This window comes from Mycobacterium sp. NGS35 (assembly GCF_059812855.1).
Window position 1 is genome coordinate 127,822 of record NZ_JCALDL010000007.1, and the last position, 13,876, is coordinate 141,697.

A 13,876-nucleotide genomic window follows, 5' to 3' on the forward strand; every position below is an offset into this window, starting at 1 on the left:
GGGTGCTATGCCGCGAGCCGGTCAGCCGCGGCGGCGATCCGCTCGTCGGTCGCGGTCAGCGCAATCCGCACGTGCTGGCGCCCGCGCGCACCGTAGAACTCCCCCGGCGCAACGAGGATGCCGCGGTGCGCGAACCACGACACGGTGTCGCGGCACGGCTCGCCGCGAGTGGCCCACAGGTACAGGCCGGCTTCTGAGTGGTCGACGGTCAGGCCCGCCGCACGCACCGCGGACAGCAAGACGTCGCGGCGCCGGGAGTAGCGGTCGCGCTGCTGCTGTTCGTGCGCGTCGTCGGACAACGCTGCAACCATTGCGGCCTGGACCGGTGTCGGCATCATCATCCCGGCGTGCTTGCGCACGGCCAGCAGCTCGGCCACTACCGCCGCGTCTCCGGCGACGAAACCGGCCCGATAGCCCGCCAGCGAGCTGCTCTTCGACAGCGAGTGCGCGGCCAGCAGGCCGGTGTGGTCGCCGTCGGACACCGCGTCGTCGAGCAGCGACACCGGCTCGGCGTCCCAGCCCAGGCCGAGGTAGCACTCGTCGGACACCACCAGCGCCCCGCGCTGACGGGCCCACCCGACAACCTTGCGAAGGTGGTCGACGCCGAGCACCCGGCCGGTGGGGTTGCTCGGCGAGTTGAGGTACACCATCGCCGGTCGTTGCGGGCCGAGCTGCGTCAGCGAGTCGGCGAACGCCACCCGCGCGCCGGCCAGCTGAGCGCCGACTTCATAGGTGGGGTAGGCGAGCTCGGGGACGACGACGAGGTCGTCGGGACCCAGGCCCAGAAGCGTCGGCAACCAGGCGATCAGCTCTTTGGTGCCGATCACCGGCAGCACCGCGTCCGGGGTGAGGCCGCCGACCCCGTATCGGCGGCCCAACGCCGCGACCGCCGCCTCGCGCAGCGCGGGGGTGCCCGCCGTGGTCGGATAGCCCGGCGATGCGCTCGCCGCCGCCAGCGCTTCGCGGATCACCGGCGCGACGGGATCGACCGGAGTGCCAACGGACAGGTCGACGATGCCGTCGGGATGCGCCGCGGCCTGCGCCCACGCGTCGGCGAGCGTGTCCCACGGAAACACCGGCAGTGCTGCCGACACCCTGTGCCGGCCGATGGGGCGACGTGCGTCGGTCAGGCTAGGCGCTTTCGCCCTGCGGCGGCAGATCCTTGACCGGCTGCGGATCGTTCTCGGTCAGGCCGACCTTCGACGCACCGCCCGGTGAGCCGAGCTCCTCGAAGAAGTCGGCGTTGTACTGGGTGTACTGCGACCACTGGTCGGGCACGTCGTCCTCGTAGTAGATGGCCTCCACGGGGCAGACCGGCTCGCACGCACCACAGTCCACGCATTCGTCGGGGTGGATGTAGAGCATGCGGGCGCCCTCGTAGATGCAGTCGACAGGACATTCCTCGATGCACGCCTTGTCCTTGACGTCGACGCAGGGTTCGGCGATCACGTACGTCACAGAGCTCTCCTCAAGAGTTCTTCTCGATGTTCGGCGTGGGCTGCTTGGTACGTGATACTAGACGTTGCATCTACTGGCACTGTCGCAGGCGCCTCGTATCGGCGAGCGTGCGTGTCTGTGCGCCGACGCGCCGAGCAGCGCCGCACCCCAGCGCACCCTCACGCGGCACGAGTGCGACGCAACTGTCGGTCGATCGCCGCGACGAAGTCCCACGACCGATGCCTGACGTCGTCGAAGACGATCGCGACGACCACCCAGCCCACGTCCATCAGGGCAATCTGGCGTCTGCGGTCCCTGCGCATCGCCTCCGCGCCGCTGTGCCAGTCCAGCCCTTCGTATTCGACTGCAACCCGTTGCTCAGGCCATGCGAAGTCCACTCGACGCAGCTCGCCGTTGGCGTCGACGATCTCGTACTGCAGCTCGGGCATCGGCAAGCCGCCGTCGATCATGGCCAGCCGCGCTTCACTTTCCATCGGCGACTCGGCTCGAGGATCGGCGAGTGGCAGCAGATCGCGGACCGCGACGATGCCTCGACGGCCGGCCTGCTCGATTGCCGCGCGCCATAGGTCGGGACGACTGCACGCGCCGCTGCGCAGCGCCGCGTCGAGGGTTGCCAGAGCTCGTGGGCGGCGCAGGCTGCGGGCCACCTCAATAGCCGTCCATGCCGGCGACGTGGCTGGGCGTCCGTCGACGATCCGAAGAGGCGCGCCGTCGCGGCGATGCACCACAAGGCCGTCGGCGCAACGCAATTGGTGCCCCGGCGGATTCAGCACATGCAGATCGGCGTCCTCCTGCACGTCGAAGCCATACAGTGCCGCGGCGGTTGCCAGGCAGACCGGAACGACGGTCCCGCACGACAGGTCGAGGCCGCGCAATCGAGCGATGTCATCCGGTTCGCCCAGACAGTAGATGCCGGTCCACATGCGTTCCACCGCACCGGTATTCACCAACCGATCCAGTGTCCTTCGGCTGACCAGCCGCAAAATCTGCCCGCTGGTGGCCACTCCTCGCTGGTCCGAGAACAGCCGCCTGAGATCTTCGTCCATCACCACATCGTCGATCGCCGTTGCCCGTCATAGGGATACGGACGGTCAGCCTGTGGATGAATGCGCAAATGTGCACAACGGACGCGGCGCGAACGTGCGCTCCGGTACGCAGGTGCCGGCGTGTCGATGCGCAGACACGCACGCTCGCGGCAAAGGGAGGGACTAAGCGGCGAGCGGCAGGTACGTCGTTGTCCGCTGGCGTGCCGGCCGGCCGATGCCTGCGGCGATCTCGACGAGCTCGGCCACGGTCTTGGCCGAGCCGTATTCAGAGCCGGCCATCCGTGAGATCGTCTCCTCCATCAGCGTGCCGCCCAGGTCGTTCGCGCCGCCGTTGAGCATCACCTGCGTGCGCTCGACCCCCAGCTTGACCCAGCTGGTCTGGATGTGAGAAATCCTGCCGTGCAACATGATCCGCGCCAATGCGTGCACCGCCCTGTTGTCGCGGTGGGTGGGGCCGGGACGGGCACCACCGGCCAGGTACAGCGGCGAGTTCTGATGAACGAACGGCAGCGGCACGAACTCGGTGAAACCGCCTGTGCGGTCTTGTATTTCACGCAGGATCCGCAGGTGCCCGACCCAGTGCTTGGGGGTGTCGACGTGGCCGTACATCATCGTCGAGCTGGACCGTAGCCCGACCTCGTGCGCTGTCGTCACCACCTCGATCCACGCCGATGTCGGCAGCTTCCCTTTGGTCAGCACCCAGCGGACCTCGTCGTCGAGGATCTCAGCGGCTGTGCCCGGTATGGTGTCGAGCCCGGCCTCGCGCAGGCCGATCAGCCAATCGCGAATGCTGTCACCGCTTTTCGCCGCTCCGTTGACGATCTCCATCGGCGAGAACGCGTGCACATGCATGTCAGGCACCCGCTTCTTCACGGCACGCACCAGTTCCGCGTATCCAGTGGCCGGCAACTCCGGGTCGATGCCGCCCTGCATACATACCTCGGTGGCACCGTCCAGATACGCCTGGTGCGCCCGCTCACCCACCTCGTCGTAGGACAGCGTGTAGGCATCGGCGTCACCCTTGCGTTGGGCGAACGCGCAGAACCGGCAGCCGGTGTAGCAGATGTTGGTGAAGTTGATATTGCGGTTGACGACGAACGTCACGTCGTCCCCGACGGCGTCGCGCCGAAGCGAATTGGCAAATGCCGCAACGGCATCCAAGCCAGGGCCGTCGGCCGTTGCCAGCGCGAGATACTCCGCGTCGGTGCAGCCGGCCGGGTCCCGCTCGGCTGAGCGCAATGCCGCCAGCACGTCGGCGTCCACCCGCTCCGGCGCGCGGGCCGCCAGCTCGGCGACCTTCTGCCGCACCGACTCCCAGTCGCCGAACGCGCTGCCCAAGTCGCTGCGGGCCTCCGTCAACCGGCCTTCGGTGTCGATCGCCGCATTGAGATCCACCCGCCCGCTGGACTGCAGCGCTGCGTCGGGCTCCTGCCACCGGCGCCCAACCGGATTGACGTCACGCGCCCACCCAGTCGCGGGGTCGGCCAGCGCCGCGACGTGCCCGCGCACCCGCGGATCGATCCACGCCGCACCGGCCAGCACGTAGGGCGGATGCGCGGTGAGCCGCTGCACGAGCTCGAAGCCCGCCTCCGCGGTCACCGCGGCCAGCTCGTCCAGCGCCGGCCACGGTCGCTCGGGGTTCACATGGTCGGGGGTCAACGGCGACACCCCACCCCAGTCGTCCACGCCGGCACCGAGAAGAGCCAGACATTCGTTGCGCGACACCAGGTTCGGGGGCGCCTGAATCCGCATTTTCGGGCCCAGTATCAGCCGGGCCACGGCGATTGTCGCGACGAAGTCGTCGATGTCGGCGTCGGGCACCGCGCGCATCGCGGTCGCCGGCTTGGCCCGGAAATTCTGCACGATCACTTCCTGGACGTGCCCGAACTCTTTGTGCGCGTTGCGAATTGCGAAGAGCGTCTCCGCCCGCTCCACCAACGTCTCGCCGATGCCGACCAGCAATCCGGTGGTGAACGGAATCGACAGCCGCCCCGCGTCGGTCAGTGTGCGCAGCCGCACCGCCGGATCCTTGTCCGGGCTGCCGTAGTGCGCCAGGCCTTTGGTCTCGAACAGCCGCCGCGACGTGGTCTCCAGCATCATGCCCATCGACGGCGCGACCGGCTTGAGCCGCGACATCTCCGCCCACGACATGACGCCGGGGTTCAGGTGCGGCAGCAGTCCGGTGTCCTCGAGCACCCGGATCGCCATCGCCCGCACGTAGTCCAAGGTGCTGTCGTAGCCACGTTCGGTCAGCCACTGCCGGGCCTCCGGCCACCGTTGTTCGGGCCGGTCACCGAGCGTGAAAAGTGCTTCCTTGCAGCCTAATTCGGCTCCGCGGCGGGCCACGTCGACGATCTCGTCGGGCTCCATGTACATGCCCATGCCCGCGGCCCGCAGCTTTCCCGGCACGGTCACGAACGTGCAGTAGTGACACTGGTCGCGGCACAGGTGCGTGACCGGGATGAACACCTTGCGCGAATAGCTGATCGGCAGCCGCCCCGACGGTCCGAGCCGCCCGGCGGCCCGCAATCCGGCGTCGCGAACGCGGGCCGCGCTGGCACACAGGTCGGCGAGGTCCGCCCCGCGGGCCGTCATCGCAAGAGCGGCTTCGTCGACGTTGAGCGCCACGCCATCGCGGGCCCGCCGCAATACGCGACGCAACGCCGACGCGGTCGGTTTGGGTGGCACCACGGGGGTGGGCAGCAGGGGGAGATCGTCGCCGGGGGTCAACGCCACGGTGGTGTAACTCCTGTGGGATGCAAAATCTTCCGGGCGCCAGGCATGGATGTCAGCGTAGTAGGCGGCGTCGCAGCATGATCGCGGGCGGCACGACCCCGAGGATCAACAGCAGCGCCGGCGCCCACTGACCGAAACCGGGCCCGCCGAAGAATGCGTCACCGCCCGGGCCGGGGAACGTCATCACGGCCAGCGTCAACAGAAACGTCCACAGCGGCAGCGCCGCAAGGGCCCGCGACGACGTCCACTGCGAAGCGGCCCAGACCAGCACCGCGTTGACGAGCCCGCTGACCAGCGCGCTGATGGGAAACGGCACCTTGCCGAGGTAGACGAGCAGAAAGATCGCACCCAGCACCGCGGAGATCACGCCGTCGACCGCAAGCAGCACCAGCACGACAGCGCGCACGGCAGAACCCGCCCGGCCACGCAGGCCGGCGGCACCGGGAGAACCGGTCAGGTCGGGATGCTGTCGAGAACGCTCACCAGCGAGCCGATCACCCACTGGAAGCTGTCGGCATGCCACTGCCAGTACTCCAGTTGCGGATCCAGATCCGGGTCCATGCCAGTCCCTCCCTTGCGGCGCTGGTGTGGTCGAAGCTTACGCGGCGCGCCTGCGGCTAGCCAAGGTTGCTAGCCAAGGTCGAGCCCGGCCAGCAGGTCGGTTTCCCAGCCCCGGCCGTCGCGCGGCCCGGCCGTGCCCGTCGCCAGCACGTAGTGTTCCTGGCCGCTGATCGGCAGCGCCATGTTGTTGGACAGCGCACACGACCGCCCGTCGGGCGCGACGCTGACCTGGGTGGCGTGCGCGCGCAATGCCGAGATCTTCGCGGGCAGATGATCATTGGCGTCGACGACCGCGTCGATCTCGTGGTCGGGGTACCCGAACGTGATGTCGCCCGGCGCGGGTTTGATCCAGCCGTCGGGAACGTCCCCGAGCGCTGCGAGGCCGGCGTCGACCGCCGACGACGACAGCACCGTCCAGTAGAACTTCGGCACGGCCCACGCGGAGCGCGCGAGGGCCGCCGCGGTCACGGAGTGGGTGTGGACGTGGTCCGGGTGGCCGTAACCGCCGCCGGGGTCGTAGGTGACGACGACGTGCGGCCGCAACGTCTCGACGAGCGCAGTCAGCTCGGCCACCGCCGCGTCCCCGGCGTCGATGAACCGCTGCCGGCGTCGCGGCGGCGTACCGGCCATCCCGGAATCGCGCCACCGGCCCGCGCCGCCGAGAAAAGTCGGCTCGCCGGCACGCAGCGCCGCCAGCGCCCGCGTCAGCTCGGCGATGCGGTAGCCGCCGAGTTGGTCGGCGTGGTCGACGGCCAGCAGCGCGTAGCGCTCGCCGATCACCTCACCCTCCTCACCCAGCGTGCAGGTGACCACCCGCACGTCGGCGCCACGGCTGGCGTAATGGGCGATCGTCGCGCCGGTGGTCAGCGTCTCGTCGTCGGGATGGGCGTGGACGAACAGCAGCCGTGGTGTGTCGGAGCCGGAAGGCCGGCGACGTTCGGAGTCAGACATCGAAGACCTGCGACCTATTGCGGCATCTTCACCCAGCGGCCCGCGTCGCCGACGATGCCCACGGGCACGGCGCCGGACAAGCTGACGTTCTCGACGCGCGGGCCGGCGGCCACGATCGTGGCGTCCTGCAGGATCGGCAACACGGTCGACATCTCCCACAGCCTGGGCTCGACGTAGTTGACCACCTCGCCGATCGGGACGTGGCCCATCAACGCTGCGTCGATGCGCGGCTGAAGCGACGGATCGCACAGGCCGGTGATGTTGTTGGGCACCTGGATGGGAGCGCTCGGATCACCCTCGGTTCCGGATGCGGGGGTGACCGCGGGCGACGTCGTGGTGGTGGTGCCGTTGGCCGCGGGCCCCGGCAGCGCCGTGCACCCGTAGCGTGACGCCAGCTCGGTGGCCAGGTCGCCTCCTGCCCGGTGCCAGCCGACGACGGCGTCGACCCGGTTGTTGGGCACCGCGTCGCCGTAGAGCACCGGCGGGTCCAGGGGTTGCACGGACGCCGCGATTCCTGCGCTGCGCAGCTGGTCGGCGGCCGTGTTGGCGACCGCCACGGAGGTCGGGTCGTTGGCTGCCACACCGATCACCAACGTCAGCGGCACGGCGTCCTTGCTGATCCGCCCGCGCGTCGACTCCGGGGTGGGCGGCGGCGGCTCGTTCGTGCGCGATCCGGCCGACGGCGGAGTCGAGGCCGTCGGCACGGTCGCGTCGGTGTCGATGTCGTATCCGGCCTGGGTCAACAGGCTCAGTGCGGCGTCCTTGCTCAGCGCAGGCGGCGCGGTCGGCACGTAACCAGGATCCGACGGCGAGCGCACCTGCGCCTGCGCGAGCGTGACGGTGTTGTCACTACCTGCGCCGACGGCAGCCAGCAGGTCCACGTCGAGCAGCCCCAGGATCGCTTTGCGCACCCGCGCGTCGGCGAGCTTGGGGGTAACCGCCCGCAGCGACATCTGCATGGTCCGCGGCGTCATGATGCGGGCTGTGCGCACCCCGGGAATCGCGGACAGTTGCGCAAAGGCGGCGGCGCCGCCGTGCACCTGGGCCACCTGGGTGTCGCCGTTGCGCATCGAGTCGGCCAGCGCCGCCGGGGCGCCCGCGCGGCGCAGCAGGATGTGGTCCGGCAGCGCCTGCGCCGCCCAGAACCTGTCGTTGCGGGCCAGCAGGATTTCGTCGCGCTGCGGGTCGATGTTCTCCACGCGGAACTGTCCGCCGGTCACCGGCATGGCCCGAGCCAGCCCGGCCGGGAACCCGCCGGGAGCGTCCTTGACGATGTGCGCCGGCAGGATGTCGCTGAACAGTTCACGCCACGCCGGATACGGCGACGAGAACGTCACCACCGCTTGCTTTCCGCCGTCGATCGACTGCACCGCAGTAATCAGGTTGTAGCCGGCGGGATCGACCACCCCGGGCTGGCTGACCATCTGGCGCCAGAGGTACCAGAAGTCGTCGGCACCGATCGGCGCGTTGTCGGTCCACTGCGCCTCCGGCCGGATCTTGTAGGTGACCGTGAACGGATTCGTGTTGGTGACCTCGGCCGATTGCAGCAGCGTGGTGTCCATCTCCCAGCGCGAGCCGGTGCTTGTGGTCGGGTCGGGCACTGGCCGGAATGTGCTCGGCAGCACCAGCGCGGCGACGGCGGCGCTCACCGGCGACTGGTCTGACAGCAGGTGCGGGTTGAAGCCCGCGCCGATCGAGTCGATGCCCATGATGATCTGGAAGGCTCGCGCCGGCGGAGGCGCCGGATTCTGCGACGTGTCCGTGCTCTGCGGCGCAGGCGGCGGGCTGACGGTGCAGGCCGAGAGCATCGCGAGTGCGCCGGCAAGAGCGACGACAACGCGGAGCGTAGGGGCCGGCACGACTACAGGGTAATGACGACGGTCCGCTATCCGCGGTTGGCTGCCTTCGCGCGCGCCTTCGCACGTGCGCGGGCCGTGGCGTCCAGCTCGACCTTGCGCACGCGCACGATTTCCGGCGTCACTTCCACGCATTCGTCGGCTGCGCAGAACTCCATGGCCTGCTCGAGGTCCAGTTCGATCGGTTTGGCCAGCGTCTCGATGACGTCCGCGGTCGAGCTGCGCATGTTCGTCAGCTTCTTCTCGCGGGTGACGTTGACGTCGAGGTCCTCGGCGCGCGGGTTCACCCCTACGACCATGCCCTCGTAGGTGTCCTGGCCGGGTTCGACGAAAAACGTTCCGCGGTCGGCAAGTTGGAGCAACGCGAACGGGGTGACGGTGCCCGCCCGGTCGGACACCAGCGACCCGGTGTGCCGCGACCTGATCTCCCCGGCCCAGGGCCGGTAGCCGTCGAACACCGCGTTGGCGATTCCGGTGCCGCGGGTCTCGGTCAAGAAGTCGGTGCGGAACCCGATCAGTCCTCGGCTCGGCACGACGAACTCCATCCGCACCCAGCCGGTGGTGTGGTTGACCATCTCGACCATCCGGCCCTTGCGGGCGGCCATCAGCTGGGTGACCACGCCGACGTACTCCTCCGGGCAGTCGATGGTCAGCGCCTCGAACGGCTCGTGCAGTTTGCCGTCGATGATCTTGGTCACCACCTGCGGCTTGCCGACGGTCAACTCGAAGCCTTCGCGGCGCATCTGTTCGACGAGCACCGCGAGCGCCAGCTCCCCGCGGCCCTGCACCTCCCACGCGTCCGGGCGGCCGATGTCGACGACCCGGATCGACACGTTGCCGACGAGCTCTTGGTCGAGACGGGCCCGCACCATCCGTGCGGTCAGCTTGTGCCCCGGCACTTTCCCGGCCAGCGGCGAGGTGTTGGTGCCGATCGTCACTGAGATCGCCGGCTCGTCAACGGTGATGCGCGGCAATGCTTTTGGCGCGTCGGGGTCGGCGAGCGTGTCGCCGATCATGATGTCGGGGATGCCGGCGATCGCGACGATGTCGCCCGCTTGCGCCTCATTGGTGGGTTTTCGTTCGATCCCCTCGGTGGCGAGCAACTCGGTGATCTTGGCGCTCGTGACGCCGTCTTCGCGCAGCCACGCGACGGTCTGGCCCTTGCGCAGCCGGCCGTTGTAGATGCGCACCAACGCCAGCCGACCCAGGAACGCCGATGCGTCGAGGTTGGTGACCAGAGCCTGCAGCGGCGCGTCGGGGTCTCCGGACGGTGGCGGGATGTGCTCGAGCAGCACGTCGAACAGCGGGTCGAGGTTGGTTCCGTCGGGCACGTTGCCGTCGGCGGGTGCCACCGTGCTGGCGATGCCCGCACGACCCGACGCGTAGAGCGTCGGCAGGCCGAGCGCGTGTTCGGCGGCCTTCTGGGCGTCGTCGTCGAGGTCGGAGGCGACGTCGAGCAGTAGGTCGTGGCTGGCGTCGACGACCTCGGCGATGCGCGCGTCGGGCCGGTCGGTCTTGTTGACGACGAGGATCACCGGCAGGTGCGCGGCCAGCGCCTTGCGCAGCACGAAGCGGGTCTGCGGCAGCGGGCCTTCGGACGCGTCGACGAGCAGCAGCACCCCGTCGACCATGGACAGTCCGCGCTCCACCTCGCCGCCGAAGTCGGCGTGACCGGGCGTGTCGATGACGTTGATGACCGTGACGCTGCCGTCTTTGTGGTGACGGTGCACCGCGGTGTTCTTGGCCAGGATTGTGATGCCTTTTTCGCGCTCGAGATCACCGGTGTCCATAACGCGCTCGAGCGCGTCGTCGCCGCGATGGCTGAGCGCGCCGGACTGCCGCAGCATCGCGTCGACCAGCGTTGTCTTCCCATGGTCGACGTGCGCGACGATCGCGACATTCCGGAAGTCCACCCGCAAATTGTGGCAGCCCTGCGAAAGTGGCCCCCGCCACGTGCCGACCTGACCGAGCCGAGAAATATCGTATTACGATGTAATGCAGCTGCGGGAGGTCGTCTGCCACGAGCGATACCAGAGCTGAGCGGCTTACGGTTCGGGCACCTGCAGGGCCAGCCGCTGCAATTCTTCGACGTGCATGGCCGTCAGCGACTCGAGGCGCTGCGCGCCCGCCTCGGTGAGCTGTAACCGCATCACCGCTGGTCGGTGCTGTCGCGCACGCGGTCGACGAGGCCTGCGGCGACGGCACGATTGACCAACTCGCTTGCGCTGTGCGGACGCAACAGCAGGTATTCGGCGACCTCGCCGATGGTCGGGCCGCGCCGGTCCGCGTGGCCGCGGATCGCGAGCAGCAACTGGTGCTGCATCGGCGTCAGCCCGGCCGATTGCGCCTGTTCGGCGCTCCACCGCTCGAAGCGGCGCAACTCGGTGCGCAGCGCCAGCAGTCGCGTGTACACCTCGTCGGGCAAGCCCATGACTCCAGACCCTAGGCCGCGACCGCCGGCGTCGAACTCAGTCGGCGCCCCAGGCGCGCCACACACGCATCCGGTTCGACGAACGGGTCCAGCCGGTCGACGGTCACGGGCGCGTTCCAGCCCTGTAGCGCCAAGGCGTCAACAGGCTTGCCCGTCCACCACCGCACGCCGTTGTCCGCCGAGCACTTGGTGCGCTGGCTGACCCTGTGGACAGCTACCGTCGACCACATGTACCGCGGGCCGGCCGAGCGCGCCGAGCTGCAGGCGGCCCGGGTCGCCGCGGCCACGCATCGTCGGCTCGCCGGGACCGATGCTCCGCAGCTCGATGCGTTACTGACTCGGGCCCACGCGCTGCGGTGCTGATCTCCGTCGGCCATGGCGCCCTGGGCCGCGATGCGCTGGGCGAACTGCTGCGCGACGCGAATGTCGAAGCGCTGGTGGATATTCGGCGTTATCCGAACAGCCGGCGCAACCCCGACGTCGCGGCTGACGAATTGCGTATCTGGTTGTCTGACATAGGTATCCACTATCGCTGGGAGCCTCGGCTGGGCGGCCGACGCCGACTGCCTTCAGGTGCGGTGCCCGAAGATACGTGGTGGCAGGTGGCGCAGTTCGCTGCGTACGCGGCGTACACGCGGACCGCCGAATTCAGCGAGGCGCTGACGGGTCTGCTCGACGAAGCCGGCCGACAGCAGACGGCGATGATGTGCAGCGAAAGCGTGTGGTGGCGGTGTCACCGGCGGCTTGTCGCCGATGTCGCGGTGCTGCGCTGCGGCGTACCCGTCGAGCACCTCATGCACGACGGCCGGCTCGTCCGCCATTCTCCGGCGCAGGGAGCGCGTCTGCGCGCCGACGGCCAGGTGGTGTGGGACCGCGCTACCGGGTCGTGATGTCTGCTGACAGCAGCCGCGTCAGCTCGGGAATCCACGCCCGGTCGGCCGGCACCCAATTCAGCTCGCCCAGTTCGGCGGCGCGCACCCAGCGCAACGCGCGGTGGTCATGCGCGTGTACGGGGCGGCCGCATGTCTGCGTGACCCGGTAAGCGCGCAGCGTCATCGTGTCGCCGAGGGCGACGTCGTCGCCGACCTGCGGGCCGACGGACACCTCGATGCCCAGTTCCTCCGCAAGCTCGCGGGCCAGCGCTGCGGCGTCCGTCTCGCCGGGACCCGCCTTGCCGCCCGGCAACTCCCAGCATCCGGCCAGCTCGGGCGGCCGGGCCCGCTGTGCCACCAGAAGAGCCCCGTCGACGATCAGCGCACCCGCCACGACGAGTGTCTGTCCCATGGCCGCAAACGGTATACGGTCGCAGTATGGCCGTGCTCTCCGACAACGAAGTGGACGCCGCGCTGTCCGACCTCGGCGGCTGGGAACGCGTCGACAACGCGCTGCGCCGCTCCGTGAAGTTTCCCTCGTTCCTTGCGGGCATCGAGGCGGTCCGGCGCATCGCGGAGCGCGCCGAAGCCGCCGACCATCACCCCGACATCGACATCCGTTGGCGCACAGTCACATTCGCGCTCTCGACGCACTCCGAGGGCGGGATCACGGAGAAGGATCTGGCGCTGGCGAAAGAGATCGACGAGATCGTCGGCCAGTAGTGGCCACCCACGCCAGCGTCGCGACCGCGGCCGCGACGTAGACCAGGCCGGCCCACGCCAGGTACCACGGTCGACCGGTCTGCCAGATCGTCGGCTGCGCGAAACTCAGTAGCCACGGCGGCCCGATGACGGTCAGCGCCAGCCAGCCCCAGCCCAGCACCTGGGCCCCGCGGCGATCGCGCAGCCGGCCGTGGATCAGCCAGATCATCGTCGGCACCAGCCACACCCAGTGGTGCGTCCACGAGATGGGCGACAACAGCAAGCCGAACAGTTCCACGACGACGATTCCGCCGAGACGGTCCGGCTGATGCGGATCGCCCGCGCCGATCGCACGCCACGCCAGCACCGCCAGGACCGCGGTCGCGGCGATCGCCACCAGCACCGGAAGGCTGTATCCGGCGTCGTGCCCCACGATCCGGCTGATGGCGCCGCGCCAGGACTGGTTGAACGAGGTGGCCACTGATCCCACCCGGTCGGCGTTGAAGATCAGATGGGTGAAGTAGTAGCGGGCCTGCTCGCCGACCACCAACAGTGAGACGACGACACTGCCGGCGAACACGATGCCCGCGAAAACCGCCGTGGCCCAACGCTTTACGCCGAGGAAGTAAAGACCGCTGATCGCTGGGGTCAGTTTTATGCCGGCCGCCAGTCCGACCAGAAGCCCCGACAACCACCACCGCCTGCTGTAGACGGCGTACAACACCGCGAGCGTCAGGATCACGTTGACCTGGCCGTAGTCCAGGGTGCTGCGCAACGGCTCGATCCAGATGGCGACGGCGGTCCAGCACATCGCCGCGCGGTGGCCGCCCCGCCCGATGAGCAGCTGACTGACGCGGACCACGCCGTAGAGCGCCGCGATGATCCCGACGGTCCAGGCGAACGACAGAAGGCCGAACGGCACCAGGTGCAGTGGGTAGAAGACGACCGCGGCAAACGGCGGGTAGGTGAACGGCAACGGGAAATCCGGCGTCTGGTCGGCGTAGACGAAGTCATAGAGCGGTTGGCCGGTGCCCAGCGTCGCTGCGCCGCCGACGTAGACGTGCAGGTCGACGAAGTTGGCGCCGTTGGGTGCGAGGTAGGTCCATCCCAGCCGCACGGCGATGCTCAGCAGAAGCAGCAGCGGCGGGACGGTGGTGGCCAACCGGGCGCGCATGGGGGCCGGGGCAGAAGTGATGGTTTCTACCGGCATGACTTTAGCGACCGGTTTCCGTCGGACCCGACATCACCGAAGGCACTCAGGTG

Annotated in this window: 14 protein-coding genes and 1 pseudogene; 3 read left to right on the forward strand and 12 right to left on the reverse strand. The window is 69.1% G+C overall.

The window, feature by feature from the left end:
• Window positions 1-5: 5 nt before the first annotated feature.
• From dapC to AC5Y4C_RS13675, 10 genes and pseudogenes are all read right to left on the reverse strand, one after another.
• Window positions 6-1,094 carry a succinyldiaminopimelate transaminase gene (gene dapC / locus AC5Y4C_RS13630; RefSeq protein ID WP_499947528.1) on the reverse strand — a complete coding sequence of 363 codons (1,089 nt, stop codon included), beginning with the start codon at window positions 1,092-1,094 and terminating at the stop codon, window positions 6-8.
• A 37-nt stretch (window positions 1,095-1,131) separates the two neighbouring features.
• A complete protein-coding gene (gene fdxA, locus AC5Y4C_RS13635; protein ID WP_499909736.1) occupies window positions 1,132-1,458 on the reverse strand; it encodes a ferredoxin in 327 nt (108 codons plus the stop codon).
• A 158-nt stretch (window positions 1,459-1,616) separates the two neighbouring features.
• Window positions 1,617-2,504, reverse strand: a complete 888-nt coding sequence (locus AC5Y4C_RS13640) for a type IV toxin-antitoxin system AbiEi family antitoxin (RefSeq protein WP_499963609.1) — start codon at window positions 2,502-2,504, stop codon at window positions 1,617-1,619.
• A 162-nt stretch (window positions 2,505-2,666) separates the two neighbouring features.
• Complete coding sequence (locus AC5Y4C_RS13645) at window positions 2,667-5,240, reverse strand: bifunctional FO biosynthesis protein CofGH (protein ID WP_499963611.1); 2,574 nt, start codon at window positions 5,238-5,240, stop codon at window positions 2,667-2,669.
• Window positions 5,241-5,292: 52 nt separating this feature from the next.
• Window positions 5,293-5,742, reverse strand: coding sequence for a hypothetical protein (locus AC5Y4C_RS13650; protein WP_499909729.1), 450 nt, complete (start codon window positions 5,740-5,742; stop codon window positions 5,293-5,295).
• Between the two features lie 128 nt (window positions 5,743-5,870).
• The gene (mshB, locus tag AC5Y4C_RS13655) at window positions 5,871-6,752 is read right to left on the reverse strand and encodes an N-acetyl-1-D-myo-inositol-2-amino-2-deoxy-alpha-D-glucopyranoside deacetylase (protein ID WP_499909727.1); all 882 of its coding nucleotides are present in this window, start codon (window positions 6,750-6,752) and stop codon (window positions 5,871-5,873) included.
• A gap of 14 nt (window positions 6,753-6,766) precedes the next feature.
• Window positions 6,767-8,560, reverse strand: a complete 1,794-nt coding sequence (locus AC5Y4C_RS13660; protein WP_499963711.1) for an ABC transporter family substrate-binding protein — start codon at window positions 8,558-8,560, stop codon at window positions 6,767-6,769.
• 77 nt (window positions 8,561-8,637) lie between these two features.
• Window positions 8,638-10,521, reverse strand: coding sequence for a translational GTPase TypA (gene typA, locus AC5Y4C_RS13665; protein WP_499909725.1), 1,884 nt, complete (start codon window positions 10,519-10,521; stop codon window positions 8,638-8,640).
• A gap of 236 nt (window positions 10,522-10,757) precedes the next feature.
• The gene (locus tag AC5Y4C_RS13670; protein ID WP_499963612.1) at window positions 10,758-11,039 is read right to left on the reverse strand and encodes a MarR family transcriptional regulator; all 282 of its coding nucleotides are present in this window, start codon (window positions 11,037-11,039) and stop codon (window positions 10,758-10,760) included.
• 11 nt (window positions 11,040-11,050) lie between these two features.
• Window positions 11,051-11,170 (reverse strand): annotated as a pseudogene (locus AC5Y4C_RS13675) (hypothetical protein); the annotation flags it as partial.
• A 16-nt stretch (window positions 11,171-11,186) separates the two neighbouring features.
• On the opposite strand from AC5Y4C_RS13675, the gene AC5Y4C_RS13680 reads away from it, so the two are divergent.
• Window positions 11,187-11,402, forward strand: coding sequence for a globin family protein (locus tag AC5Y4C_RS13680; protein WP_499963717.1), 216 nt, complete (start codon window positions 11,187-11,189; stop codon window positions 11,400-11,402).
• Window positions 11,396-11,929, forward strand: coding sequence for a DUF488 domain-containing protein (locus tag AC5Y4C_RS13685; RefSeq protein ID WP_499963614.1), 534 nt, complete (start codon window positions 11,396-11,398; stop codon window positions 11,927-11,929). Before AC5Y4C_RS13680 ends, AC5Y4C_RS13685 begins: the two co-directional genes overlap by 7 nt.
• Here AC5Y4C_RS13685 and AC5Y4C_RS13690 read toward each other — a convergent pair.
• The gene (locus tag AC5Y4C_RS13690) at window positions 11,916-12,323 is read right to left on the reverse strand and encodes an NUDIX domain-containing protein (RefSeq protein WP_499914382.1); all 408 of its coding nucleotides are present in this window, start codon (window positions 12,321-12,323) and stop codon (window positions 11,916-11,918) included. The two genes, AC5Y4C_RS13685 and AC5Y4C_RS13690, sit on opposite strands and share 14 nt — an antisense overlap.
• A 26-nt stretch (window positions 12,324-12,349) precedes the next feature.
• Here AC5Y4C_RS13690 and AC5Y4C_RS13695 point away from each other — a divergent pair, with 26 nt between their 5' ends.
• The gene (locus AC5Y4C_RS13695) at window positions 12,350-12,634 is read left to right on the forward strand and encodes a 4a-hydroxytetrahydrobiopterin dehydratase (RefSeq protein WP_499963616.1); all 285 of its coding nucleotides are present in this window, start codon (window positions 12,350-12,352) and stop codon (window positions 12,632-12,634) included.
• On the opposite strand, the gene AC5Y4C_RS13700 is transcribed toward AC5Y4C_RS13695, so the two are convergent.
• Window positions 12,579-13,823: a mannosyltransferase gene (locus AC5Y4C_RS13700; RefSeq protein ID WP_499963618.1), complete on the reverse strand. Its 1,245-nt coding sequence runs from the start codon at window positions 13,821-13,823 to the stop codon at window positions 12,579-12,581. The two genes, AC5Y4C_RS13695 and AC5Y4C_RS13700, sit on opposite strands and share 56 nt — an antisense overlap.
• Window positions 13,824-13,876: the final 53 nt, after the last annotated feature.